Here is a 24960-nt window from a genome sequence, read left to right as displayed (position 1 = left end):
CCTAGAATGTGCGTCGATTGGGCCTAGCGGAATTGGGCAAGGAACCGCAGGTCGTTGTCGAAGAACAGACGCAAATCGTTGACGCCATAGCGCAGCATGGCCAGGCGCTCGGCGCCCATGCCGAAGGCGAAGCCCTGGAACTCTTCAGGGTCGATGCCGGACATGCGCAGCACGCTCGGGTGCACCATGCCGCAGCCCATCACTTCCAGCCAGCCGGTCTGCTTGCACACGCGGCAGCCGTTGCCGGAACACATCACGCACTGGATGTCGACTTCGGCGGACGGCTCGGTGAAGGGGAAGAACGATGGGCGGAAACGCACCGCCAGTTCTTTTTCGAAGAACACCCGCAGGAATTCTTCGATGGTGCCCTTGAGGTCGGCGAAGTTGATATCGCGATCGATCAGCAGGCCTTCGACCTGGTGGAACATCGGCGAGTGGGTGATATCCGAGTCGCAGCGGTATACGCGGCCCGGGCACACAATGCGGATGGGCGGCTGGGTGGACTCCATGGTCCGCACCTGCACCGGCGAGGTGTGGGTACGCAGCAGCATGTTGGCATTGAAGTAGAAGGTGTCGTGCATCGCCCGGGCCGGGTGGTGGCCGGGGATGTTGAGCGCTTCGAAGTTGTGGTAGTCGTCTTCGACCTCTGGGCCTTCGGCAATGCCGTAGCCGATGTGGGTGAAGAACTGCTCGATGCGCTCGAGTGTACGGGTGATCGGGTGCAAGCCACCGGTGGCCTGGCCGCGGCCTGGCAGGGTGACATCAATGCATTCGGCAGCCAGGCGAGCGCTGAGCTCGGCTTCTTCAAAGGCGGCCTTGCGGGCATTGAGCACAACGGTGACGCGCTCTTTGGCGTCGTTGATCAGCGCGCCGACTTTCGGCCGCTCTTCGGCTGGCAGGTTGCCCAGGGTCTTCATCACCTGGGTCAGCTCGCCCTTCTTGCCGAGATAATTAACCCGGATCTGTTCCAGGGCATTGATGTCTTCAGCGCGCTCCACGGCCTCTAGGGCTTGGGAGACCAGCGCATCCAGGTTTTCCATGTACAGACTCCAGATACGAAAATAGGGGAAGAGCTTTGAAGGCTCTTCCCCTATCGATGACGTTCAATGCCCGACGGCGCTAGCGCCGCCGGGTGATTGTCGCGGGTACTTAAGCCAGAACGGCTTTAGCTTTCTCGACAATCGCAGCAAACGCCGCTTTTTCGTTCACTGCCAGATCGGCCAGAACCTTACGGTCGATTTCGATCGAAGCCTTTTTCAGGCCAGCAATCAGACGGCTGTAGGACAGACCGTTGTTGCGGGCACCGGCGTTGATACGAGCGATCCACAGTGCGCGGAACTGACGCTTCTTCTGGCGACGGTCGCGGTAGGCGTATTGGCCTGCCTTGATGACCGCTTGCTTGGCTACGCGGAATACGCGCGAGCGTGCACCGTAGTAACCTTTAGCCAGTTTCAGAATTTTCTTGTGACGCTTACGAGCGATGACGCCACGCTTAACACGAGCCATGAGTAACTTCCTCTATCTTAACCAGAATTAACGAACGCGCAGCATGCGCTCGACTTTTGCCACGTCAGACGGGTGCAGCAAGCTGGCACCGCGCAGTTGACGCTTACGCTTGGTCGACATTTTGGTCAGGATGTGGCTCTTGAAAGCGTGCTTGTGCTTGAAGCCCGAAGCTGTCTTCAGGAAGCGCTTCGCAGCACCGCTCTTGGTTTTCATTTTTGGCATGTTGAACTCCGCATTCGAAAAAAATTACACAATAATCATCAGGCCTGCCGTGCCCGGGAGATTACTTCTTCTTTTTGGGGGCGATGACCATCATAAGCTGGCGTCCTTCCATCTTCGGATGCTGCTCAACGGTGCCGTATTCAAGCAGGTCAGCTTCAACCCGCTTCAACAGCTCCATGCCCAGCTCCTGGTGGGCCATCTCACGACCACGGAATCTCAGAGAGATCTTGGCCTTGTCCCCATCGGTAAGGAAACGTACCAGGTTGCGTAGTTTTACCTGGTAATCCCCATCCTCCGTCCCTGGACGAAACTTGATTTCTTTGATCTGGATCTGCTTCTGGTTTTTCTTGGCTTCGTTGGCCTGCTTCTTCTTCTCGAAGAGGTGCTTGCCGTAGTCCATGACCTTGCAGACCGGTGGTACCGCGTCTGCAGAGATTTCTACCAGATCCAGCTTCGCTTCATCAGCGATACGCAGCGCTTCATCAATCGAGACGATGCCAACCTGCTCGCCGTCTGCGCCAATTAACCGAACCTCGCGGGCCGAGATATTCTCGTTGATCGGGGCCTTCGGTACAGCACGCTTATCGTTTCTCATTTCACGCTTAATAGTCATTACTCCGATTCTTGGCGACCACGCCGGGAAACCGCTTGTGTCAGAAGCTCAGCGAATTGGGCGACGGGCATGGAGCCCAGGTCTGCGCCTTCGCGAGTACGCACTGCAACGGTCTGCGTTTCGACTTCGCGATCCCCTATAACCAAAAGGTACGGGACCTTGAGCAAAGTATGCTCGCGGATTTTAAAGCCGATCTTCTCATTTCTCAAGTCCGACTTGGCACGGAAACCGCTACCGTTCAGAGATTTCTCAACCTCGAGGGCGAAATCGGCCTGTTTGTCGGTGATATTCATGATCACCGCCTGGGTCGGCGCCAGCCACGCCGGGAACACGCCAGCGTAGTGCTCGATCAGCATGCCGATGAAGCGCTCGAACGAACCGAGGATGGCACGGTGCAGCATGACCGGGCGAACACGGCTGTTGTCTTCGGCGATGTAGCTGGCGTCCAGACGCTCTGGCAGGTTCGGGTCGTACTGCAGGGTACCACACTGCCAGTTACGGCCGAGGCAGTCGCGCAGGGTAAACTCGATTTTCGGGCCGTAGAAGGCGCCCTCGCCTGGCTGGTATTCCCACTCAAGGCCCGATTCGTTCAGGGCGTCGGCCAGTGCGCTTTCGGCACGGTCCCACAGCTCTTCGGAACCAACACGCTTGGCCGGACGAGTGGACAGCTTCATGGCGATGTCGCTGAAGCCGAAGTCCTTGTAAACATCCAGGGTCAGCTTGATGAAGTCGGCGGCTTCTTTCTTCACCTGTTCTTCGGTGCAGAAGATGTGCGCGTCATCCTGTACGAAGCCACGCACACGCATGATGCCGTGCAGGGCGCCGGACGGCTCGTTACGGTGGCAGGCACCGAACTCGGCCAGGCGCAGCGGCAGGTCGCGGTAGCTTTTCAGGCCCTGGTTGAACACCTGCACGTGGCACGGGCAGTTCATCGGTTTTACCGCGTAGTCACGGCTTTCCGACGAAGTGGTGAACATGTTCTCGGCGTAGTTGGACCAGTGGCCGGAACGCTCCCAGAGAATGCGGTCGACAACCTGCGGGGTCTTGATTTCCAGGTAGCCGTTGGCGCGTTGAACCTGACGCATGTACTGCTCGAGTACCTGGTACACGGTCCAGCCGTTGGCGTGCCAGAACACCATGCCCGGGGCTTCTTCCTGCAGGTGGAACAGGTCGAGCTGCTTGCCGATCTTGCGGTGGTCGCGCTTTTCGGCTTCTTCGATGCGCTGAACGTAGGCAGCCAGCTGCTTCTTGTCGGCCCAGGCAGTGCCGTACACGCGCTGCAGCTGCTCGTTCTTGGCATCACCGCGCCAGTAGGCACCGGACAGCTTGGTCAGCTTGAATGCCTTGAGGAAGCGAGTGTTCGGCACGTGCGGGCCGCGGCACATGTCGACGTATTCTTCGTGGTAGTACAGGCCCATGGCCTGCTCATCCGGCATGTCTTCGACCAGGCGCAGCTTGTAGTCTTCGCCACGGGCCTTGAACACGTCGATGACTTCGGCGCGCGGGGTCACTTTCTTGACCACGTCGTAGTCTTTCTCGATCAGCTCCATCATGCGCTTTTCGATGGCGGCCATGTCTTCAGGGGTGAAGGGGCGCTCGTAGGCGATGTCGTAATAGAAGCCTTCGTCGATAACCGGGCCGATCACCATCTTGGCGGTCGGGTACAGCTGCTTCACGGCGTGGCCGACCAGGTGGGCGCACGAGTGACGGATGATCTCCAGTCCCTCTTCATCTTTAGGGGTGATGATCTGCAGGGTGGCGTCGTGACTGATCAGGTCGCAAGCATCGACCAGTTTGCCGTCGACCTTGCCGGCGACGGTGGCCTTGGCCAGGCCGGCGCCGATGGAAGCGGCAACGTCGGCTACGGATACGGCGTGATCAAACGAACGTTGACTGCCATCGGGAAGAGTAATAGTGGGCATGGCGCCTCCTCTCCTAGTGGTGACCCCTACCAAAGGTCACGTGGGTTGGGATGAGCCAGTACAAGATCCGACCTGCCCTCCTTTATAAGGAAGCCTGCCTCACAGTGGCAGAAGCCTTTCGGCTTGCAAGGGACGAACCAGAGTGACTGGAAAGAAAAAAGATAGCTGCAGCCGGCACAGGCGCGACCACAAGCCGAGCATGCTAGCACGCGGGTTGTACCCCAGGCAGAAATATTTGGAAATTGAACCGCAGCGGTGAACTAACGCGGAAAAATACCGCTCAGACTTTGGGAAGCAACCTACTCTTGATGAGACCTTAACCCAAGGAGTAACTGGTTATGCGAGTTCCGTCTCTTCTGGCCCTGGCGGCCGCTGGCGCCCTGCTGCTGCCCGTGGCTGCGAACGCCGGCAACTTCCCAGCCGGGAAGGAGGCCGCCTACACCGCCCAGTGCACGCAAGTGGCCGGCAGCCAGGGCGTTGACGCTGCCACCGCGAAAAAACACTGCGATTGCGGCGCACAAGCGATCAAAAAGAATTTCACCGACGCCGAGATTGCCGACCTGGACAGCAAGGATGGCGTTGACGCCAAGCTGATGCAGAAGGCCCAGACCGTGGTGCAACAGGCCTGCGCACCGAAGCGCTGAAACCTTAAAGGCGGTGGTGGCTGACCATTATTTTGCGCTGGATCAACATCCGGTGAAGGTAAAAGGCGCTACTTCCGCAGAATTAGACTATGATGTCATCTGTGCCAGACAGCTCAGGCGTCTAGGCACTTCGAAAAATTTCAAGTTTCTGGAGATTCATCCCATGTCCAATCGCCAAACCGGCACCGTCAAATGGTTCAATGATGAGAAAGGCTTCGGCTTCATCACCCCACAAGGCGGCGGCGACGACCTGTTCGTTCACTTCAAGGCCATCGAATCCGACGGCTTCAAGAGCCTGAAAGAAGGTCAGCAAGTTTCCTTCGTCGCCGAGCGCGGTCAGAAGGGCATGCAGGCTGCTCAGGTTCGTCCGGAGTAATTCGGAAGCTGTGAAAAAACCCGCCCTTGTGGCGGGTTTTTTTATGGGCGCTTACCAGGCGGTATACGCTGCTCTTTGCGGCCCTTTCGCGGCACGAGGCCGCTCCTACAGGGACCGCATGGGCCTTTGGAGCTGCATCAACCGCAGTTGACGCGGGTTACCTTGCCTTGCTCGTCCACGTTCAGGTTCAGGCGGTCGGAGCGGTATTCCAGGGTTACTACATCGTGCGGTTTGAGGATGCGTGCTGTCTGCGAGCCACTGGCCTTGCGCGCCTGCTCCAGCAGCTCGGCGCTGCCTGGTTTGCCAATGGCAAAATCGGCGCCGCTGGCTTCGCAGCGGCCATCGTTGCCAGCCGATGCGGCCGGCGCATCGCCACCAGCGTTGCCACCTGTGCTGCAACCAGCCAGGACAGCAGCCACCGCCAGGGTTGCCAGGTAAGCACGGGTACGGAACATGAAGCCTCCTAAATGGGTCCGGGAACTGTCTGTTCCGACAGCTCCGCTCAGTATTCGTTGCAAAACCGGTCAAGTCTGCCTGAACTCTAGCACCGAGGCGAAAAGCAATCGTGACCGGATTTTGCACAACCCCCTGCGTTTGCCATATGCTTAGCGCGCACGGTCACTGGCGCAAAGCCATGATTTGCTGCAAGAAGTGGAGCGCATCCCGCCTCCATCGAGCACCAGGGTCAGGTGTTCCCCCTTCGTTCCGGGCCCCCAGCGAGAGCTTTTCATGAGTACCCACAGCATCGATGCCGACATCAAGGTCAAATGGGCCGAGGGCCAGAGCGCGTACAGCCCTGGCACACCGGAAGAATTGCTGTTGATCGCCATCGACCTGTTGGTACGGGACAACGGCGCCGAGGCGGCACGCAGCTTCATCGATCAGGTGTTCGAGCGCTACGCGCCGCACGCGGCTATTCCAATCGCGCCAGACGTGCGCTGAGCAGGTCGAACAGCCCCTGGGCATCGCCCTGCTCTACCCACAGCACATTCGCCGGCTGCTTGAGTACGCCGTACCAGTCGGCAATGGTCTGGCCGAAGGTCGGGCCTTCGCGGCTGTCGATGCTCATATGGATGCGTCGGCCGCTGAACAGCTCGGGCTTCAACAGGTAGGCAATGACGCTGGCGTCATGCACCGGGCCGCCGGGCATGCCGTACAGGTCCATGTCGTGGGTGCTGTAGGCATTGAGGATATCGACCACGCGCTTGCTGGCCTGATTGTTCACGGCTGCCAATTGTTTCAGGCGGGCGTCGCTGGTCAGCAGCTTGTGGGTGACGTCCAGCGGCAGGTAGATGAGTGGTACACCGCTGGCCAGCACCACTTCGGCGGCATGCGGGTCTGCGTAGAGGTTGAATTCCGCTGCCGGGGTGATGTTGCCGCCATTGAAGTGGGCGCCGCCCATGACCACCACCTCCTTGATGCCCTGGGCGATGTCCGGGCGCTGGATCAACGCCAGGGCCAGGTTGGTTTGCGGGCCAAGCATGGCGACGGTGATGCTGTGCGGCCTGGCCGTGCCCAGGGTGTCGACCAGGTATTGCACGGCATTGCCTTGGGCCAGAGGCGTTTTGGGCTCGTGCACCGGCACACCGGTAAGGCCTTCTTCGCCATGAACGTCGGCGGCGTAGATCGGCGCGCGCACCAGTGGGCGGCCGGCGCCGGCGTACACCGGGATGTCTTCGCGCCCCGCCCATTCGCGGGCCAGGCGGGCGTTGCGCGAGGTTTTATCCAGGCGCACGTTGCCGGCCACGGTGGTGATGGCACGGATATTGAGCTCGTCAGGCGAGGCCATGGCCAGGAACAGCGCGACCACGTCGTCGGCGCCGGGGTCGGTGTCGATGATCAAGTCGATGGGGGCCGCCTGGAGGGTGGTGGCTGTGGCCATGAAAGCGATTCCTTGTAGCAGGGGTTTGAGCATGGGGCACTCCTTGTTGCCAGAACACAGGACACAAACACACCGCAGTCCCCTTTAGGAGCGGCCTTGTGCCGCGATGGGGCGCAAGGCCGCTCCTACAAAAAGCGCGGTGGCTGTCAGAAAGTCACGCCGGAGATGAGGGCGATGTTGCTGTAAGGCTGGCATTCACCGGTACGCACCACCGCGCGGGCACTGCGCGACAGCACCTTGAAATCTTCATGGCTAAGCCATTCGCGCTTGCCCAGCTTCCCCTTTAACCGCTCAATCTCGACCAGCCCGGGCGGCACCACTTTCTGCATTTCTTCAGCCAGCACATGCCGTTCTACCTGCAACTCGCTCAGCACTACCCGCAACACGCTGGCGAAATCCGGCAGACCGGGGGTAATGGCCAGGTCGATCAGCTCCACGCCCGGCGGCACCGGCAGCCCGGCATCGCCGATCACCAGGATATCGCCATGCCCCATGCCGGCAATGACCCGCGACAAGGCAACGTTCAGCAATGGGGTTTTCTTCATGGTGTCAGCTCCGCCAAGTAGGGAATGGACGGCTGGGCACCGGCACGGGTAACCGACAAGGCGGCGGCACGCTGGCCAAAGGCAATGGCCTCGCCCTCCTCCAACCCCCGCACCAGGCCGGCAGCAAAGCCACCAATGAAGGTATCGCCAGCAGCGGTGGTGTCCAGCGGTTGCACCACAAGCGCCGGATAGTGCTGATGGCCCTGCGCAGTAATCAGCAAGGCCCCTTGGGCCCCCAGGGTGATGATCACTTTACCCGCCCCCAGCTGTAGCAAGCGCTCGCCAGCACGCCGGGCACTGTCTTGGTCGGTGACTGCCACCCCGGTCAGGGCTTCGGCCTCGCTTTCGTTAGGCGTGAGGTAATCGATGCGCGCAAACCAGTCCGCCGGCAAGGGGCCGGTGGCCGGCGCCGGGTTCAGGATCACCTGTTTGCCCAGTTCACGCGCCCTCGTCAGGGTCCAGGCCACGGTGTCGGCCGGCACTTCCAGCTGGCAGATGACCACCTCGGCAGCCTGTAACAAGGCATCGAAGCGCTGTACCGACTGCGGCGTCAGCAGGCCGTTGCCGCCAGGAATGATGACGATGCAGTTCTGGCTGGCAGCATCCACGGTAATCAGTGCCACACCGCTGGACACCCCTGGGCAGGTGCTGACGCCCTGGCAATCGATGCCCTCGACATACAGGGCCCGGTGCAGTTGCCGGCCATAGTCATCGTCACCCACATTGCCGATCATTGCCACGCTCCCGCCGAGCCGCGCCACCGCCACGGCCTGGTTGGCGCCTTTGCCGCCCGGCACGGTCAAAAAGCTTTCGCCGGGGAGTGTTTCGCCGGCCCGGGGCAGGCGCTGGGCGCGGGCCACCAGGTCCATATTGAGGCTGCCGACCACCACAACCTTGGCATTCATGACGTTTCCTTAGCGTTAGCGGTAATCGTTGAACAAGTCCGGGCGCGGCCCGGTGGACTCACGCAGCACGATGCGCGGGGCAACAATGCGTTGCTCCGCCGCGCCTTGCCGGGGTGTTCCTATACGTGTCAGCAACAGTGAGGCGGCGCTCTCGCCCAGCTCGCGAATCGACTGGCCCACGGTGGTCAACGGCGGATACACGTAGCGGCTCAGCTCGATGTCGTCGAAGCCGATCACCGACAGCTCGCCGGGCACGCTGATATTGCGTTCGGCCGCAGCACGCAGCACGCCGAAACCGATCATGTCGTTGCCGGCAAAAATCGCCGTGGGCCGCTTGCCCTCCAGCACCTGCGCTGCTGCGGCATGCCCACCCGGGCTGGTGAAGTCGCAGTGCAGCACACGGCTGCCCAGCACCGGCACGCCGACCTCGGCCATGGCACGGCGGAAGCCGTTCAGGCGCAGCTGGGTAACCCCGGTTTCGGCGGGGCCACCAATATAGGCGACATCGCGGTGGCCAAGCTCCAGCAGATGCTGGGTGGCCAGGTAGGCGCCTTGCTCGTGGTCGATGCGCACCAGGTCGGCATCGACGCCTTCCAGTTCACGGTCGACGATAACCATCGGCGTGCGTACGCAGGCCAGGCTTTGCAGCAGGTCGCTGTCCTGGCCCACCGAGGCCACCACCAGGCCATCGATACGCTTTTCCAGCAGCACGCGCAGGTAACTGCGCTGCTTCTGTGGGTTGTCATCGGAGTTGCACAAAATCACACAGTAGCCGTTGCGCTCACAGGCGTCTTCAATGCCCCGCGCCAGCTCGGCGAAGTACGGGTTGACGCTGTTGGGCACCAGCAGGCCGATGGTGGCCGTGCTGCGCGCCTTTAGTGAGCGCGCCACCGCGCTGGGCACGTAGTCCAGCTCGATAATGGCGGCTTCAACCTTCTGCCGCACGTGTTCGCTCACCGGTCGGGTCTTGTTCAGTACATGGGACACGGTCGTGTAGGAAATGCCCGCCAGTGCCGCGACGTCTTTGATGGTTGCCATATTGTCAGTTCCGCCGGGCTGCACGCCGGCTGCGGTAAGTGTCGAGCACCACGGCGATGACGATCACCGCCCCGGTGATGATGCGTTTGGTCGGCTCGCTGGCGCCAATCTGAGCCAGCCCGGCGGCCAGTACGGAGATGATCAATACGCCAAAGAAGGTGCTGATGACCGAGCCACGCCCACCCATCAGGCTGGTACCGCCGATCACCACGGCGGCGATCACCTGCAGCTCCAGGCCGGAGCCGGCATTGGGGTCGGCCGCCTCCAGGCGCGATATCTGGAACAGCGCAGCCAAGCCTGCGAGCAGCCCCATCAGGGCAAATACCAGCACTTTGTACGGGCGCGGGTCGATACCTGCCAGGCGCACGGCCTCTTCGTTGGTACCAATGCCGATCAGGTAGCGGCCGAACACCGTGCGGGTCAGCACCAGATGGGCCAGTACGATCACCAGCAAGGCAATGATGAACGCTGGCGAAATACCAAAGGCAACCGGGTTGGAAAACCACGCATAGGCATCGCCGATATAGGCGGTGCGCGAGTCGGTGAACTGGTAGGCCAGGCCGCGGGCCATTTCCAGCACGCCAAGCGAGACGATGAACGACGGAATACGCCAGGCCACCGTAACGCCGCCGGTAATGCTGCCGGCCAGTGCGGCCACGGCCATGCCCAGCAGCGCCGACGGCAGCGCGTCCCAGCCCCAGCCGAGGATGGCCACACTCACGGCAGAAGCCGCCAGGGCCAGCACCGAGCCCACCGACAGGTCGATGCCGCCGATGATCAGGACAAAGGTCATGCCCACCGCCAGCACCATCAGGTCGGGGATCTGGTTGGCCAAGGTACTGAAGGTGTTGTAGGACCAGAAGTGGCTGCTGAGGAACGAGAACAACACAATCATCGCCAGCAAGGCGCCAGCCAGGCCCAGGTAGGTGCCCAGGCCAAAGTAGGTGCCACTGCGGCGCACAGGGGCGGCGCGTTGGCTATCGAGCGGGGTGGTTTTCATGCGTCCATCCTGGGGGCTGCATCGTGCAGCAGTGCGTCACGTTTCTGATAACCGGCAAAGGCTGCGGCCAGCAGCTGGTCCTGGCTCCAATGATCACGCTCGAAGGTGTCGATCAGGCGACCGGCCGACAGCACGGCGATGCGGTCGCAGATCAGCATCAGCTCGCGCAGGTCGCTGGACACCACCACCAGCGCCTTGCCCTGGCGCGCCAGTTCGGCCAGCAGGCCATAGATGTCGAACTTGGCACCCACGTCGATGCCTCGGGTGGGCTCGTCGAACAGCAGCACTTGGCAGTCGCGCTCCAGCCAGCGGCCAATCACCACCTTCTGCTGGTTGCCGCCAGACAGCTCGCCCACAACCTGGTGGGCGCCGGCACTGCGAATGCGCATGGCCTGGATCTGGCGCTCGGCCAAGGCCTGCTCTGCCTGGCCGTCAAGCACGCCAGCGCGTGACACCGCGCCCAGGTTGCCCAAGGCGATGTTGGCGCTGATCGACTGCGTCAGCAGCAGGCCCTCGCCTTTGCGGTCTTCGGTAATCAGCGCGATACCCGCCTTTACGGCCGCCTTGGGCGAGTCGATGGTGACGGTTTGTAGGGGTTGGCCGAGCGCGATGCTGCCACTGTCGGCACGGTCGGCGCCGTAGATCAGCCGCAACAGCTCGGTACGGCCGGCACCAATCAGGCCGGAAATGCCGAAGATCTCCCCTGCCCTGACCTCAAACGACACCTCGCGCACCTTGTCAGCACGGCTGAGCTTGTCGACCTTGAGCAACGGCGCGCCGATCTGCCGGCGGCCCAGGTCGATATGTTCGCCCAGCTCGCGGCCGACCATCAGGTTGACCAGTTCGGCACTGCTGTAGCGCTGGATTGGCTCGTCGCACACCAGCTTGCCGTCGCGCAGCACGACGATGCGCTGTGCAACACGCTGCAGTTCTTCCAGGCGGTGGGAAATGTAGACGATGGCCACGCCACGCTGGCGCAGGCGCTCGATCTGGGTGAACAGCAGCTCCACCTCGCGCGCGGTGAGCATCGCGGTGGGCTCATCGAAGATCAGCACATGGCAGTCGCCGATCAGGTTGCGGGCAATCTCGACCATCTGCTGATGGCCAATGCCCAGTTCGCCCACCGGGGTATCCGGGTCGATGGCATCGAGCCCGACCTGCGCCATGGCGGCGGTGGCCAGCTGGCGCAGGCGCTTGTGGCTGATCCAGCCGAAACGGCTGGGCAGGTTGTCGAGAAACAGGTTTTCCGCCACGGTCAGCGTCGGCAGCAGGTTCAGCTCCTGCATCACCATGCGCACCCCAAGGCGCTCGGCCTCGCTGCGGCTGCCGGGCGCGTAGGCTTGGCCGCGGTAGGTCATGTGCCCGGTGGTGGGCACCTCCAGGCCGCTGATGAGCTTGGACAACGTACTCTTGCCCGCGCCGTTCTCGCCGGTCAGGGCCAGCACTTCGCCGGCCCGCAGGTTCAGGCTGACCTCGCCGAGCACGGGCTGGGCGTAGGTCTTGCCCAGGCCGCTGGCGGCGAGCACCACTTCGTTGGCCGATGCAGGCATGGCCGTTTCTCCTGGCAGCGTCAGGGCTTCTTGGTGATGAGTTCGACCGGGGTCTGGATGACGTTGTCGGCATCCACATCAGGTTTCTCGCCCTTGACCATTTTCAGCGCAGCCTGGATGCCGTACACCGCCTGCTGGCTGGCGGCCTGATCGAGGGTGGCAAGCACGCGACCATCGGCAAGCATCGGCTTGATGGCGTTGATGTTGTCATAGCCCACCACTTGCACCTGGCCGGTCTTGCCGGCGGCGCGCACGGCAGATACGGCGCCCAGCGCCATGCTGTCGTTGCCGGCCAGCAAGGCTTTCAGCTCGGGGTATTCGTTGAGCATGGCGGCGGCGACGGCGTTGCCTTTGTCGATTTCCCAATTGCCGCTTTGTACCGAGACGATTTTCATCTGCGCGGCATCCATGGCGTCCTTGAAGCCGGCGGTGCGCTGCTGGGCGTTGGTGGTGGTCGGCACCCCTTCGATGATGCCCACCTGGTCGCCGGCCTTGAGCTTCTCGTTGGCCAGGTAGTCACCGACCAGGCGCGCGCCTTTGCGGTTGTCAGGGCCAACGAACGGCACGCTGATGTTTTTGCTCTTCAGCAGATCAGGGTCCAGGCGGTTGTCGATGTTGATCACCACCACGCCCTGGTCCATGGCCTTCTTCACCACCGACACCAGCGCCTTGGAATCAGCCGGGGCAATCACCAGCGCCTTGGCGCCGGCATTGATCATCTGCTCGACGATGCGAATCTGTTCGCCAGTGTCGGTCTCGTTCTTGATGCCGTTGGCGACCAGGTTGAATTCGTTGGCGTGGGTTTTCTGGTAGTCCTTGGCGCCGTCTTCCATGGTGCGGAAGAATTCGTTGGCCAGTGACTTCATCACCAGGGCGACCTTGGGCTTGTCTTCTGCGTGGGCGGCAGACAATGGCAGGGCGAGGGAAAGGGAGGAAACGACAGCGAGGGCCAGCAGACGACCGGGGAACGGCAGTTTCATGGACGATGACTCCGAATCTTGTGTTTTTTATCGGATCGCAAACGTTTGCGTTGACTAACTATGGAAACAGGACTGCTGTTTGTCAAATCCGTTTGGCTGTCGGAGGCCAAGCACTGCTGTGGCCGATTATGCAGATTTTTCCGGAAAACCGAACACCTTTTCCTATGCTTGTTCGGAATTGCGAATGGAACACTGCCCCTTGTAGGAGCGGCCTTGTGCCGTGAAGGGTCGCAAAGCGGCCCGGGCGATGCGTGCTGTAACGCCGAAATCCGGGGCCGCTGCGCGCCCCTTTCGCGACACTAGGCCGCTCCCACAAAAAGCCGTCCACGCAAGCTGGTATGAAACATGCCTGTAGCCCTGCGCGACTCAATAACTATCTCACTAGGAAGAGAGAGAACAATAACGATGAATGCCGCACTTAAAACCTTCGCCCCCAGCGCACTCGCCCTGCTGCTGATCCTGCCAACCACCGCCTCTGCCAAAGAAGCCGAAAACCAGCAGAAGCTGGCCAACGTGGTCATCCTCGCCACTGGCGGTACCATTGCCGGCGCCGGTGCCAGCGCGGCCAACAGCGCCACCTACCAGGCTGCCAAGCTGGGCATCGACAAGCTGATTGCCGGCGTGCCGGAACTGGCCGACATCGCCAACGTACGCGGCGAGCAAGTGATGCAGATCGCCTCTGAAAGCATCACCAACGAGGACTTGCTCAAGCTCGGCAAGCGGGTTGCCGAACTGGCCGAGAGCAAGGACGTCGACGGCATCGTCATTACCCACGGCACCGACACCCTCGAAGAAACCGCCTACTTCCTCAACCTGGTGGAAAAGACCGACAAGCCAATCGTGGTGGTCGGCTCGATGCGCCCGGGCACCGCCATGTCTGCCGACGGCATGCTCAACCTGTACAACGCCGTGGCCGTGGCCGGCGACAAGCAGTCGCGCGGCAAGGGCGTACTGGTGACCATGAACGACGAGATCCAGTCGGGCCGTGACGTGAGCAAGTCGGTCAACATCAAGACCGAAGCCTTCAAGAGCGCCTGGGGCCCGATGGGCATGGTGGTGGAAGGCAAATCCTACTGGTTCCGCCTGCCGGCCAAGCGCCACACGGTCAATTCCGAGTTCGACATCAAGCAGATCAGCAGCCTGCCACAGGTGGACATTGCCTATGGCTATGGCAACGTGACCGACACCGCCTACAAGGCACTGGCGCAGAACGGTGCCAAGGCGCTGATCCATGCCGGTACCGGCAACGGTTCGGTGTCGTCGCGGGTGGTGCCGGCGTTGCAGGAACTGCGCAAGAACGGCGTGCAGATCATCCGCTCGTCGCACGTCAACCAGGGTGGTTTCGTGCTGCGCAACGCCGAACAGCCGGATGACAAGAACGACTGGGTCGTGGCCCACGACCTGAACCCGCAGAAGGCGCGGATTCTGGCGATGGTCGCCATGACCAAGACCCAGGACAGCAAAGAGCTGCAGCGAATTTTCTGGGAGTACTGAGTACCTCGCCGCGCCCCCTGTAGGAGCGGCCTTGCGCCGCGAATGGGCGGCGTAGCGGCCCCAGGATTTGAGCTTCGCCGCAGAAATCGCCGGGGCTGCTGCGCAGCCCTTTCGCGGCACAAGGCTGCTCCTACAGAAGCTCGCACAAGGCCTGAAGAACGTTATGGCGCGATGCGCTTCAGGTCATTCAACAACCCCATCAGCTGCTGCAGCTTCTCTTCACCAAACTGCGCCTGAATCTTCTGGTAGTTGGCCTCCATGCCTTCCTTCATCGAGGCAAAGCACGCCTCCCCGCCTTCGGTCAGGCTGACGAACACCCGTCGCTGGTCCTGCGCGGCCTTCTGCCGCCGCACCAGCCCGTCTCGCTCCAGGCGCCCCAGTACCCCGGTCATGCTCGGCTTGAGGATGCAGGCCAGTTCCGCCAACTGGTAATTCTCCAGCTCGCCGTGCTGCTTGAGGATGCGGATTACCCGCCATTGCTGCTCGGTCAGGTCGTGCTGGTTCAACAGCGGCCTGAAAAATGCCATCGCGGCTTCTCGGGCCTGCAACAGGCTTAGCGTGAGCGAAGGTTGCGTCTTGGTCATGGTCAAACCTGTGGCTTTTTCTCAATTCACGAATTTAAGGGCATGCACGATGGAAAGTGCAATCTGTTCCACGGAAAACCCATTCAAGCCCGGCGCGCGGGCTGCGACCATCCGCTGTAAACAACAACAGCACCCGGGTGAGCCGCCATGGCCATTTCACTGCAATTCTGCCTGCCGCTGGCGGTACTCCCCGGGTGTGAGCTTGGCGTAGCGGTTGAAGAAGCGGCTGAAATAGGCCGGGTCCTTGAAGCCGAGCTGGTAACAGATTTCGTTGGCCGTGCTGCCGGAAAACAACAGCAAACGCTTGGCCTCCTGCATCAGCCGTTCCAGCACCAGGCGCTTGGATGGCAAGTCGGCGATGCGCCGGCACACATCGTTCAGCCGTGCCTCGGTCACGCCAATCTGCTGCGCGTAGCGGGCCAGCGGCCAATGCTCAAGGTAATGCGCTTCGATCAGGGCATTGAAACGGTGGAAGATCTTCAGGTCTTCATGCCGCGCCGGGGTCGATTCCAGCGAGTTGGGGCACAGCCGCAGCAGGCTGATCATGATCAGGCGGGTCAGCGACTGCAACGCCGCCTCGCGACCCGGTTGCTGCGTGGCAAACTCGTCACTCAACGCGTCCAGCCAGCCTTGCAGGCGCTGCGCCTCGGCCTTGTATTCAGCCGGCAGGTTGCCCAGCGCCACACAGGCTGGCTGCACCTGCATGCCCGCCGGCAGCAGGCTGGCATCGGCTTCGATCAATTGCCACACCAGTTGCTGGCGCACCGTCAGCACATGCCCGTCGCTGTCAGCTTCGGTGACGAACGCGTGCGCCACCGTGGGTGGCGTGAGGAAGAACATCGGCCCGGCCTCGATGTACTGCTGGTCATCCAGATACACCCGGACTGTGCCCGACTTCACGTAATGCACCTGGAAAAACCGGTCATGCCGGTGCACCGGCATGTTGCGCCCGAAAAAGCCCGCCAGGTTGCCCAGCCGGTCGTAATGCACCTCGCTGTCGCTGTAGCGCTGGTCGTAGACCTGGCCAATGTTGATGTTCGGTATCGGATGCCGGTCGCTCATGGCTGCTTGCTCGCAAATCGCTTTACCCTGTTGACGATGGCCCATGGTGCCTTGCCTTGCCGGCAGGCGCCACTGGCCACCCCTTGACCATCGTTAACATATTAACTATAACATTAACACATTAACGAAATCCGCAGGACGGCCACCGCCCTGCACTGCCAGGAGAAGAGCATGAGCCATGCCCTGCATGACGTTGCCAGCGGCACCCTGTTCGGCGTCGCGCTGAACTACCAGGGTTTGCTGCAGCAGCACCGAGCGGCGTTCGTGGAAGCACCGTACAAGCAACTGCCGGTCAAGCCGGTGCTGTTCGTCAAGACCCCGAACACCCGCAACCAGCATGAAGGCCAGGTGGTGTTCCCGGCCGGCGTGCAGCGCGTGCAACCCGGCCCGGCGCTGGGAGTGGTGATTGGCAAGGACGCCAGCCGCGTCAGCGTGGCCGATGCCTTGGAGCATGTGGCGGGCTACACCATCGTCAACGAAGTGAGCCTGCCCGAAGACAGCTACTACCGCCCTGCAGTCAAGGCCAAGTGCCGTGATGGTTTTTGCCCGGTCGGCCCTGAACTGGTGCCCGCCAGCCAAGTGGCCAACCCCGATGCCCTGGGCCTGCGCCTGTATGTGAACGGCGAACTGCGCCAGCACAACAACACCGCCAACTGCGTACGCACGGTGGCGCAGCTGATTGCCGAAATCAGCGAGTTCATGACCCTGCACGCCGGCGACATCCTGATCACCGGAACCCCCGAGGGCCGCGTCGATGTACAGCCAGGTGACCGCGTCGACATCGAGATCGACGGCCTGGGCAAGCTGACCAACCACATCGTCGCCGAGTGAGGAATTACCTGTGAAACACGCCCGTATCCAGTTCGACGGCCAGGCCCACGATGTCACGGTCGAAGACGATCACCTGCGCCTTGCCGACGGCCGCCTGGTCCATCAGGACCAGGTCACCTGGCTGCCACCCGCCACCGGCAGCATGTTCGCCCTGGGCCTGAACTACGCCGACCACGCCAAGGAGCTGGCCTTCGCGCCGCCCACCGAACCGTTGGCTTTCATCAAGTCGCCAGGCACCTACACCGGCCACAACCAGGTCACCTGGCGCCCGGACAACGTCGGCTACATGCACTACGAGTGCGAGCTGGTGGCGGTGATCGGCAAAGCGGCGAAAAACGTCAAGCGCGAGGACGCCCTGGCCTACGTTGCCGGCTACACCGTGTGCAACGACTACGCCATCCGCGACTACCTGGAAAACTACTACCGCCCCAACCTGCGGGTGAAAAACCGCGACGCCACCACCCCGGTCGGCCCATGGATCGTCGATGCGGCCGATGTGCCAGACGTCAGCAACCTGAAGCTGCGTACCTGGATCAACGGTGAGCTGAAGCAGGAAGGCACCACGGCGGACATGATCTTCGACATCCCGCACCTCATCGAATATTTCTCCAGCTTCATGACCCTGCAACCGGGCGACATGATCGCCACCGGTACGCCAGAAGGCCTGGCCGATGTGGTGCCGGGCGATCAAGTGGTGGTGGAAGTGGAAGGCGTCGGTCGCCTGGTCAACCGTATCGTCAGCGAAGCTGACTTCTTCAAGAACAACAAGGCATGAGCAGCATGATCAAGCACTGGATCAACGGCCGTGAGGTCGAGAGCAAAGACACCTTCATCAACTACAACCCGGCCACCGGCGACGCCATCTGTGAAGTCGCCAGCGGTGGCGCCGAGGAAGTGGCCCAGGCGGTGGCTGCGGCCAAGGAAGCCTTCCCCAAGTGGGCCAACACCCCAGCCAAGGAACGTGCCCGGCTGATGCGCAAGCTGGGTGAGCTGATCGAGCAGAACGTGCCGAAACTGGCCGAGCTGGAAACCCTCGACACCGGCCTGCCGATCCACCAGACCAAGAACGTGCTGATCCCGCGTGCCTCGCACAACTTCGACTTCTTCGCCGAAGTGTGCACGCGCATGGATGGCCACACCTACCCGGTCGACGACCAGATGCTCAACTACACCCTGTACCAGCCGGTGGGTGTGTGCGGCCTGGTAAGCCCATGGAACGTGCCGTTCATGACGGCTACCTGGAAGACTGCGCCGTGCCTGGCGCTGGGCAACACCGCCGTGCTGAAGATGAGTGAGCTGTCGCCTCTGACCGCCAACGAACTGGGCCGCCTGGCGGTAGAAGCCGGCATCCCCAATGGGGTGCTGAACGTGATCCAGGGTTACGGCGCTACCGCCGGCGATGCACTTGTCCGCCACCCCGATGTGCGCGCCATTTCCTTCACCGGCGGTACCGCCACCGGTAAGAAGATCATGCAGACCGCGGGCCTTAAAAAGTACTCGATGGAACTGGGCGGCAAGTCGCCCGTGCTGATCTTCGAGGACGCCGACCTGGAACGTGCGCTGGACGCCGCGCTGTTCACCATCTTCTCGCTGAACGGCGAGCGCTGCACCGCCGGCAGCCGCATCTTCATCCAGGAAAGCGTGTACCCGCAGTTTGTCGCCGAGTTTGCGGCGCGCGCCAAGCGCCTGATCGTAGGTGACCCGACCGACCCGAAAACCCAGGTCGGTTCGATGATCACCCAGCAGCACTATGACAAGGTCACCGGGTACATCCGCATTGGCATCGAAGAAGGTGCACGCCTGGTCGCCGGGGGCCTGGAGCGCCCGGCCAACCTGCCTGCGCACCTGGCCAAGGGGCAGTTCATCCAGCCCACCGTGTTCGCCGACGTGAACAACAAGATGCGTATTGCCCAGGAAGAAATCTTTGGCCCTGTGGTGTGCCTGATCCCGTTCAAGGACGAAGCCGAGGCGCTGCAACTGGCCAACGACACCGAGTATGGCCTGGCCTCGTACATCTGGACCCAGGACATCGGCAAAGCCCATCGCCTGGCCCGTGGCATCGAGGCCGGTATGGTGTTCATCAACAGCCAGAACGTACGCGACCTGCGCCAGCCGTTCGGCGGCGTGAAAGGTTCCGGTACCGGGCGTGAAGGTGGGCAGTACAGCTTCGAGGTCTTTGCAGAGATCAAGAACGTGTGTATTTCCATGGGTAACCACCACATTCCTCGCTGGGGCATTTAACCCTCTGTGCGGTTTTACACCGTCCCTGTAGGAGCGGCCTTGTGCCGCGATGGGGCGCGCAGCGGCCCCTGGATTTCAGCCTCGCCGCAGATATCGCCAGGGCCGCTGTGCGCCCCATCGCGGCACAAGGCCGCTCCTACAAGGGACCGGGTCAGCCCCAAAACAACAACAGCGTCTTATCGGAGACCCCCATGGGCAAACTCGCTCTCACTGCCAAGATTACCCATGTACCGTCCATGTACATGTCCGAACTGCCAGGCCCGCGCCAAGGCTTTCGCCAGGCGGCCATCGACGGGCATCACGAAATCAGCCGCCGTTGCCGTGAGCTGGGCGTGGACACCATCGTCGTGTTCGACACGCACTGGCTGGTCAACGCCAACTACCACGTGCTGTGCGGGCCGCATTTCGAGGGCGTGTACACCAGCAACGAACTGCCGCACTTCATCAGCAACATGCCCTACGCATTCCCCGGCAACCCCGAGCTGGGCAAGCTGCTGGCCGAGGAGTGCAACCGCTTCAACGTCGAAACCATGGCCCACCACGCCACCACCCTGGCCCCGGAATACGGCACCCTGGTGCCCATGCGCTACATGAACCAGGACCAGCACTTCAAGGTGGTCTCGGTCTCGGCACTGTGCACCTCGCACTACCTGGCCGACAGTGCCCGCCTGGGCTGGGCCATGCGCAAGGCAGTAGAAGACCACTACGACGGCACCGTGGCGTTCCTGGCCAGCGGCTCGCTGTCGCACCGCTTCGCGCAGAACGGCCAGGCGCCGGACTTTGCCACCAAGGTGTGGAGCCCGTTCCTCGAAACCCTCGACCACCGTGTGGTGCAAATGTGGCAGGACGGCGAGTGGGAAGCGTTCTGCGGGATGCTGCCGGAGTACGCCGCCAAAGGCCACGGTGAAGGCTTCATGCACGACACGGCAATGCTGCTGGGTGCGCTGGGCTGGTCCGATTACGACGGCAAGGCCGATGTGGTCACGCCCTACTTCGGCTCTTCCGGCACCGGCCAGATCAACGCGATCTTCCCGGTCACCCCGCAGGACGGTGGTGCCATCCCCGCTGCCCAGGCCGCCAACCCGGCCGCCGTGGTGCCCATCAGCCGCCTGTAACCCACCCGTTCGCGGCTGGTCGCCCTGGCGGGTGGCCAGCCGCCCCTCACCGAGGAGGCCCCCATGCCACACCTGGTTCTGCTTTACACCCCCGACCTGGAAACCGACGCCGACATCCCCGGCCTGTGCCGCGCCCTGGCCGACACCATGCTCGAACAGCGCGATGCCGAAGGCAAAGCCGTGTTCCCCACTGGCGGTACCCGCGTGCTGGCCTACCCCGCCGCCCATTGCGCGGTGGCCGATGGCAAAGGCGAATACGGCTTCTTGTACGCCAACCTGCGCATGGCTAGCGGCCGCAGCGCCGAGGTGCACAAAACAGTGGGCGACAGCTTGCTGGCAGTGTTGAAAGCGCGCCTGGACCCACTGCTGCAACAGCGCCCGATCGGCATCACCGTGCAGATCGACCACAGCACCGCCCAGGTCTACGACGCCAAGCACAGCACCTTGCACCCACTGTTCAACCGCTAGCGCGCCGGCTCAAACCACGCCCTCCCCGACTCATTACAGAACAAGTACAAAAACATGAGCACACTCGAACAAGCCTCGCCGCGCGAGGCAAACGCTGAACGGGCCGACAGTACCCATCGGGCAGTCACCTGGCGGCTGATGCCGCTGCTGCTGGTGTGCTACCTGTTCGCCCACCTGGACCGCATCAACATTGGCTTCGCCAAGATGCAGATGAGCCAGGACCTGCACTTGTCCGACACGGTCTATGGCCTGGGTGCCGGGCTGTTCTTCATTGCCTATGCGCTGTTCGGCGTCCCCAGCAACCTGATGCTCGACCGCGTTGGCCCACGCCGCTGGATCGCCTGCCTGATGGTGGTGTGGGGGCTGTTGTCGACCAGCATGCTGCTGATCGAAAGCAGCAGCGCGTTCTACCTGTTGCGCTTTGCCCTGGGCGCGGCCGAGGCCGGGTTCTTCCCGGGCATTCTGGTTTACCTCAACCGCTGGTACCCGGCCGGGCGCCGCGCCCAGGTCACCGCGCTGTTCGCCATTGCCGTGCCGTTGGCCGGAGTGGTCGGCGGGCCAGTGTCCGGGGCCATCCTGGCCTTCATGCACGACACGGGCGGGCTGCGTGGCTGGCAGTGGATGTTCCTGCTCGAAGGGGCGCCGGTGGTGTTGCTGGGCCTGGTGGTACTGGCCATTTTGCCGGAGCACTTCGAGCGGGTGAGCTGGCTGGATGAGCAGCAGAAAGCCACGCTGCGCGCGCAATTCGGTGAGGAAGAACAGCGCAAGCCCGTAACCTCGTTCGGCGCCATTTTCGCAAGCCGTGCACTGTGGCTGTTGGTGGCCGTGTATTGCGCGGTGATGCTGGCGGTGAACACCCTTGCGTTCTGGATGCCCAGCCTGATTCACAGTGCCGGTGTGGCCAGCGACGCCAGTGTCGGCCTGCTCAGCGCTGTGCCGTACGTGGCCGGCTGCGTGTTCATGCTGGCGTGCGGGCGCTCCAGCGACCGCCAACGCGAACGCCGCTGGCACCTGTGCGTACCGCTGCTGATGGCTGCCATCGGCATCGCCATTGCGGCCATTGCCCCCGAGCAGGCGCTGCCGGTAATGGCCGGCCTGGTGCTGGCCGGCATGGGCGCCAGCGCTGCGCTGCCGATGTTCTGGCAACTGCCGCCGGCGTTCCTCAACGCCCGTACCCAGGCCGCCGGCATTGCCCTGATCAGCTCGCTGGGCAGCATCGCCTCGTTCTTCACGCCCTACTTCATCGGCTGGGTGCGCGACACCACCCATAGCGCCAGCCTGGCCCTGTACGTACTCGCCGTCTTCATCGCCCTGGGCGGCCTGCTGGTGCTGCGCACCCAGGCTGCCATCGTCAACCCTTGAATCAAGAGACCGCCCCCATGCTAGACAACGCTTTCATCCAGCACGCCGCCGACCGCCTCGACCAGGCCGAACGCTCCCGCGAGCAAGTGCGCCAGTTCTCGCTGGAGCAACCGGCAATCACCATCGAAGACGCCTACGCCATTCAGCGCGCCTGGGTGGCAAAAAAGATCGCCGCCGGGCGCAAGCTGGTGGGCCACAAGATCGGCCTGACCTCGCGCGCCATGCAGGTGTCGTCGAACATCACCGAGCCCGACTACGGCGCCTTGCTCGACGACATGCTGTTCGACGAAGGCAGCGACATCCCCTTCGAGCGCTTCATCGTGCCGCGGGTTGAAGTGGAGTTGGCGTTCATCCTCGGCAAGCCGCTGAAGGGCCCGAACATCACCGTGTTTGATGTGCTGGACGCCACCGAGTGGGTGATCCCGGCGCTGGAAATCATTGACGCGCGCATCCAGCAGGTGGACCCGCAAACCCAGGCCACCCGCAAGGTGTTCGACACCATCTCCGACAACGCCGCCAATGCCGGCGTGGTGATGGGCGGGCGGGCCGTGCGCCCCACCGAAATCGACCTGCGCAAGGTGCCGGCGGTGCTCTACCGCAATGGCGTGATCGAGGAATCCGGGGTCAGCGCCGCCGTACTCAACCACCCGGCCAAAGGCGTTGCCTGGCTGGCCAACAAACTGGCGCCGTACGACGTCACCTTGCAGCCCGGCCAGATCATCCTTGGGGGTTCGTTCACCCGCCCGGTCGCCGCTCGCCCAGGTGACACCTTCCACGTCGACTACGACATGCTCGGCTCCATCGCCTGCCGCTTCGTTTAAGGACCTGCCCATGGACATGCCCATCAACCACTTCAAGCAACGCCTGCACAGCGGTGAACCGCAAATCGGCCTGTGGCTCGGCCTGGCCGATGCCTACTGCGCCGAGTTGGCGGCCAATGCCGGTTTCGACTGGCTGCTGATCGACGGCGAGCACGCGCCCAACGACCTGCGCGGCATGCTCGCCCAGTTGCAGGCGGTGGCACCCTACCCCAGCCAGGCGGTGATCCGCCCGGTGATCGGCGATACCGCGCTGATCAAGCAGGTGCTGGATATCGGCGCACAAACCTTGCTGGTGCCGATGGTCGAAAGTGCCGAACAGGCGCGTCAGCTGGTCAAGGCCATGCATTACCCGCCCAAGGGCATTCGCGGGGTGGGCAGCGCGCTGGCGCGGGCTTCGCGCTGGAATACCCTCCCCGGTTACCTGGACCACGCCGATGAGCAAATGTGCCTGCTGGTGCAGATCGAGAACAAGGAAGGCCTGGCCAACCTGGACGAGATCGTTGCGGTGGAAGGTGTGGATGGCGTGTTCATCGGGCCTGCGGACCTGAGTGCGGCCATGGGGCATCGCGGCAACCCCGGGCACCCGGAGGTGCAGGCGGCGATTGAAGACGCGATCGTGCGCATTGGCAAGGCGGGCAAAGCCGCCGGCATTCTCAGCGCGGACGAGAAACTGGCGCGGCGCTACATCGAGTTGGGTGCGGCGTTTGTGGCGGTGGGTGTGGATACCACGGTGCTGATGCGCGGGCTGCGCGAGCTGGCGGGGAAGTTCAAGGATACAGTGGTAGTCCCCAGTACCGGGGGTGGTGTCTACTGAGGCTTCTGGTTGGATGGCACCGGCTTTGCCGGTGCCATCCAAAGCAATGTTCAGATGTTGATAAGGGCCTTGAGCACGGTCTTGAAAGTCTCCAGCTGCTGTTCACTGAACTGCCCGAACACCTTGTCCTGCTGTTGCCGGGCAATGGTCCACAACGCCTCGGTCTCGTCCACGCCCTTCACCGATAGTCGCACTCGCCCTTCGTCATCGGCAATCAGCCCTTTGCGCTTGAGGTTGGCAACCGCTTCCTCGATCTCCCGAGCCGGCATCGCCACTTCGCGTTGCAGCTCGTTCAGGCTCAGGCCCGCATCGTTCTCCAGCACCATCAGCATGCGTGCCTCGCTGGTGCGCAGGCCGGTACACAGCTGGCGTGGCTGGTAGTCAGCCTGGTAGGCACGCAGCGCCTGGGTCATCAGGTAGTACAGGTTGTGCTGTAGGCGGCCCTGGAAGTGGCTGCTCGGTGCCTGCCCCTCTGCGGCTTGGGTCATGCGGGTATGCGGCAGCACCATTGAATAGGCGCCCTGGTGGTACAGCAGCGGCGAGCGGCCAAAGTCATCAAAGGCCACTACCTTGCCCACCAGGATCCAGTGATCGCCACCGTCCAGCTGCTGGTACTTTTCACACTCAAAGCGTGCCGCGCAATCGGCGAACAACGGCGCGCCGCCAGTGCCGGTCTCGTAGTCGATACCGGCAAAGCGATCTTCCTTCGGGCGGGCAAAGTTGTTGGACAGCTCGATCTGGTCCGCAGCCAGAATGTTCACGGCAAAGTGCGAGGCCTCTTCGAACACTTCATGGCTGGTGGAGCGCTTGTCGATGCTCCACAGGATCAGCGCCGGGTCCAGCGACACCGAGTTGAAGCTGTTGGCGGTAACGCCGACCTTGCGCCCACTGGGGCCGGCGGCAGTCACCACGGTCACGCCGGTGGCGAAGTTGCCCAGGGCGCGGCGGAAGGCACGTGAATCGAAGGTTTCGTTGGACATGCAAG

General features: G+C 62.5%; 28 protein-coding genes. 12 read left to right on the top strand and 16 right to left on the bottom strand.

Annotation, left to right across the window (positions count from 1 at the left end):
• Positions 1-23: 23 nt before the first annotated feature.
• From pheS to thrS, 5 genes are all read right to left on the bottom strand, one after another.
• Positions 24-1040: a phenylalanine--tRNA ligase subunit alpha gene (pheS, locus tag SB765_RS12460; protein ID WP_016487883.1), complete on the bottom strand. Its 1017-nt coding sequence runs from the start codon at positions 1038-1040 to the stop codon at positions 24-26.
• A gap of 109 nt (positions 1041-1149) precedes the next feature.
• The gene (rplT, locus tag SB765_RS12455; RefSeq protein WP_009394046.1) at positions 1150-1506 is read right to left on the bottom strand and encodes a 50S ribosomal protein L20; all 357 of its coding nucleotides are present in this window, start codon (positions 1504-1506) and stop codon (positions 1150-1152) included.
• Positions 1507-1533: 27 nt separating this feature from the next.
• Complete coding sequence (gene rpmI / locus SB765_RS12450; RefSeq protein ID WP_003250667.1) at positions 1534-1728, bottom strand: 50S ribosomal protein L35; 195 nt, start codon at positions 1726-1728, stop codon at positions 1534-1536.
• Positions 1729-1789: 61 nt separating this feature from the next.
• Entirely contained in the window at positions 1790-2341 is a 552-nt protein-coding gene (gene infC / locus SB765_RS12445; protein WP_016499016.1) for a translation initiation factor IF-3, read from the bottom strand.
• Positions 2341-4263 (bottom strand): threonine--tRNA ligase, encoded by a 1923-nt coding sequence (gene thrS / locus SB765_RS12440; RefSeq protein WP_016499015.1) that lies wholly within the window; start codon positions 4261-4263, stop codon positions 2341-2343. Before thrS ends, infC begins: the two co-directional genes overlap by 1 nt.
• Positions 4264-4601: 338 nt before the next feature.
• On the opposite strand from thrS, the gene SB765_RS12435 reads away from it, so the two are divergent.
• Together SB765_RS12435 and SB765_RS12430 are read left to right on the top strand one after the other, a co-directional pair.
• Positions 4602-4907, top strand: a complete 306-nt coding sequence (locus tag SB765_RS12435) for a hypothetical protein (RefSeq protein WP_016499014.1) — start codon at positions 4602-4604, stop codon at positions 4905-4907.
• A gap of 163 nt (positions 4908-5070) precedes the next feature.
• On the top strand, positions 5071-5283 hold the full coding sequence (locus tag SB765_RS12430; protein WP_016499013.1) for a cold-shock protein: 213 nt from the start codon (positions 5071-5073) through the stop codon (positions 5281-5283).
• Positions 5284-5420: 137 nt separating this feature from the next.
• Here SB765_RS12430 and SB765_RS12425 read toward each other — a convergent pair whose 3' ends face one another.
• Positions 5421-5738 carry an I78 family peptidase inhibitor gene (locus SB765_RS12425; protein ID WP_043199732.1) on the bottom strand — a complete coding sequence of 106 codons (318 nt, stop codon included), beginning with the start codon at positions 5736-5738 and terminating at the stop codon, positions 5421-5423.
• A 274-nt stretch (positions 5739-6012) separates the two neighbouring features.
• On the opposite strand from SB765_RS12425, the gene SB765_RS12420 reads away from it, so the two are divergent.
• A complete protein-coding gene (locus SB765_RS12420; RefSeq protein WP_016499011.1) occupies positions 6013-6225 on the top strand; it encodes a hypothetical protein in 213 nt (70 codons plus the stop codon).
• Here the strand turns inward: SB765_RS12420 and SB765_RS12415 are convergent.
• The 7 genes from SB765_RS12415 to SB765_RS12385 all read right to left on the bottom strand — a co-directional run bounded on the left by SB765_RS12415 (position 6197) and on the right by SB765_RS12385 (position 13183).
• Positions 6197-7198, bottom strand: a complete 1002-nt coding sequence (locus tag SB765_RS12415) for a nucleoside hydrolase (protein ID WP_410931399.1) — start codon at positions 7196-7198, stop codon at positions 6197-6199. The genes SB765_RS12420 and SB765_RS12415 overlap by 29 nt on opposite strands.
• Positions 7199-7311: 113 nt before the next feature.
• Positions 7312-7710 (bottom strand): D-ribose pyranase, encoded by a 399-nt coding sequence (gene rbsD, locus SB765_RS12410; protein WP_028613275.1) that lies wholly within the window; start codon positions 7708-7710, stop codon positions 7312-7314.
• Entirely contained in the window at positions 7707-8615 is a 909-nt protein-coding gene (gene rbsK, locus SB765_RS12405; protein WP_410931398.1) for a ribokinase, read from the bottom strand. The genes rbsD and rbsK overlap by 4 nt, the downstream gene beginning before the upstream one ends.
• A 15-nt stretch (positions 8616-8630) precedes the next feature.
• Complete coding sequence (locus SB765_RS12400) at positions 8631-9653, bottom strand: LacI family DNA-binding transcriptional regulator (RefSeq protein ID WP_043199738.1); 1023 nt, start codon at positions 9651-9653, stop codon at positions 8631-8633.
• Positions 9654-9657: 4 nt separating this feature from the next.
• Positions 9658-10653, bottom strand: coding sequence for an ABC transporter permease (locus SB765_RS12395; RefSeq protein WP_341796086.1), 996 nt, complete (start codon positions 10651-10653; stop codon positions 9658-9660).
• Positions 10650-12203 (bottom strand): sugar ABC transporter ATP-binding protein, encoded by a 1554-nt coding sequence (locus SB765_RS12390; RefSeq protein WP_341796087.1) that lies wholly within the window; start codon positions 12201-12203, stop codon positions 10650-10652. Before SB765_RS12390 ends, SB765_RS12395 begins: the two co-directional genes overlap by 4 nt.
• A gap of 20 nt (positions 12204-12223) precedes the next feature.
• A complete protein-coding gene (locus SB765_RS12385; protein ID WP_341796088.1) occupies positions 12224-13183 on the bottom strand; it encodes a sugar ABC transporter substrate-binding protein in 960 nt (319 codons plus the stop codon).
• A gap of 405 nt (positions 13184-13588) precedes the next feature.
• Here SB765_RS12385 and SB765_RS12380 point away from each other — a divergent pair, with 405 nt between their 5' ends.
• A complete protein-coding gene (locus tag SB765_RS12380) occupies positions 13589-14677 on the top strand; it encodes an asparaginase (protein ID WP_016499003.1) in 1089 nt (362 codons plus the stop codon).
• 161 nt (positions 14678-14838) lie between these two features.
• On the opposite strand, the gene hpaR is transcribed toward SB765_RS12380, so the two are convergent.
• Entirely contained in the window at positions 14839-15261 is a 423-nt protein-coding gene (hpaR, locus tag SB765_RS12375) for a homoprotocatechuate degradation operon regulator HpaR (protein WP_016499002.1), read from the bottom strand.
• A 156-nt stretch (positions 15262-15417) separates the two neighbouring features.
• Complete coding sequence (hpaA, locus tag SB765_RS12370; protein WP_016499001.1) at positions 15418-16323, bottom strand: 4-hydroxyphenylacetate catabolism regulatory protein HpaA; 906 nt, start codon at positions 16321-16323, stop codon at positions 15418-15420.
• 171 nt (positions 16324-16494) lie between these two features.
• Here hpaA and SB765_RS12365 point away from each other — a divergent pair, with 171 nt between their 5' ends.
• The 8 genes from SB765_RS12365 to hpaI all read left to right on the top strand — a co-directional run bounded on the left by SB765_RS12365 (position 16495) and on the right by hpaI (position 23975).
• On the top strand, positions 16495-17154 hold the full coding sequence (locus SB765_RS12365; protein WP_086975724.1) for a fumarylacetoacetate hydrolase family protein: 660 nt from the start codon (positions 16495-16497) through the stop codon (positions 17152-17154).
• A 10-nt stretch (positions 17155-17164) separates the two neighbouring features.
• Positions 17165-17929 carry a fumarylacetoacetate hydrolase family protein gene (locus tag SB765_RS12360; protein WP_410931397.1) on the top strand — a complete coding sequence of 255 codons (765 nt, stop codon included), beginning with the start codon at positions 17165-17167 and terminating at the stop codon, positions 17927-17929.
• A gap of 5 nt (positions 17930-17934) precedes the next feature.
• The gene (gene hpaE / locus SB765_RS12355; RefSeq protein ID WP_410931421.1) at positions 17935-19395 is read left to right on the top strand and encodes a 5-carboxymethyl-2-hydroxymuconate semialdehyde dehydrogenase; all 1461 of its coding nucleotides are present in this window, start codon (positions 17935-17937) and stop codon (positions 19393-19395) included.
• Between the two features lie 191 nt (positions 19396-19586).
• A complete protein-coding gene (gene hpaD, locus SB765_RS12350) occupies positions 19587-20510 on the top strand; it encodes a 3,4-dihydroxyphenylacetate 2,3-dioxygenase (RefSeq protein WP_410931396.1) in 924 nt (307 codons plus the stop codon).
• 63 nt (positions 20511-20573) lie between these two features.
• A complete protein-coding gene (locus SB765_RS12345) occupies positions 20574-20978 on the top strand; it encodes a 5-carboxymethyl-2-hydroxymuconate isomerase (protein WP_341796091.1) in 405 nt (134 codons plus the stop codon).
• A gap of 54 nt (positions 20979-21032) precedes the next feature.
• Complete coding sequence (locus tag SB765_RS12340; protein ID WP_410931395.1) at positions 21033-22340, top strand: MFS transporter; 1308 nt, start codon at positions 21033-21035, stop codon at positions 22338-22340.
• A 17-nt stretch (positions 22341-22357) separates the two neighbouring features.
• On the top strand, positions 22358-23161 hold the full coding sequence (gene hpaH / locus SB765_RS12335; protein ID WP_049274708.1) for a 2-oxo-hept-4-ene-1,7-dioate hydratase: 804 nt from the start codon (positions 22358-22360) through the stop codon (positions 23159-23161).
• A gap of 10 nt (positions 23162-23171) precedes the next feature.
• Positions 23172-23975 (top strand): 4-hydroxy-2-oxoheptanedioate aldolase, encoded by an 804-nt coding sequence (gene hpaI, locus SB765_RS12330; RefSeq protein ID WP_410931394.1) that lies wholly within the window; start codon positions 23172-23174, stop codon positions 23973-23975.
• Between the two features lie 50 nt (positions 23976-24025).
• On the opposite strand, the gene SB765_RS12325 is transcribed toward hpaI, so the two are convergent.
• Positions 24026-24955, bottom strand: coding sequence for a p-hydroxyphenylacetate 3-hydroxylase reductase component (locus SB765_RS12325; RefSeq protein ID WP_410931393.1), 930 nt, complete (start codon positions 24953-24955; stop codon positions 24026-24028).
• Between the last annotated feature and the right edge of the window lie 5 nt (positions 24956-24960).

Source organism: Pseudomonas sp. SIMBA_067 (assembly GCF_046534675.1).
Lineage (GTDB): Bacteria > Pseudomonadota > Gammaproteobacteria > Pseudomonadales > Pseudomonadaceae > Aquipseudomonas > Aquipseudomonas putida.
This window is presented reverse-complemented; position numbering and strand designations above follow the sequence as displayed.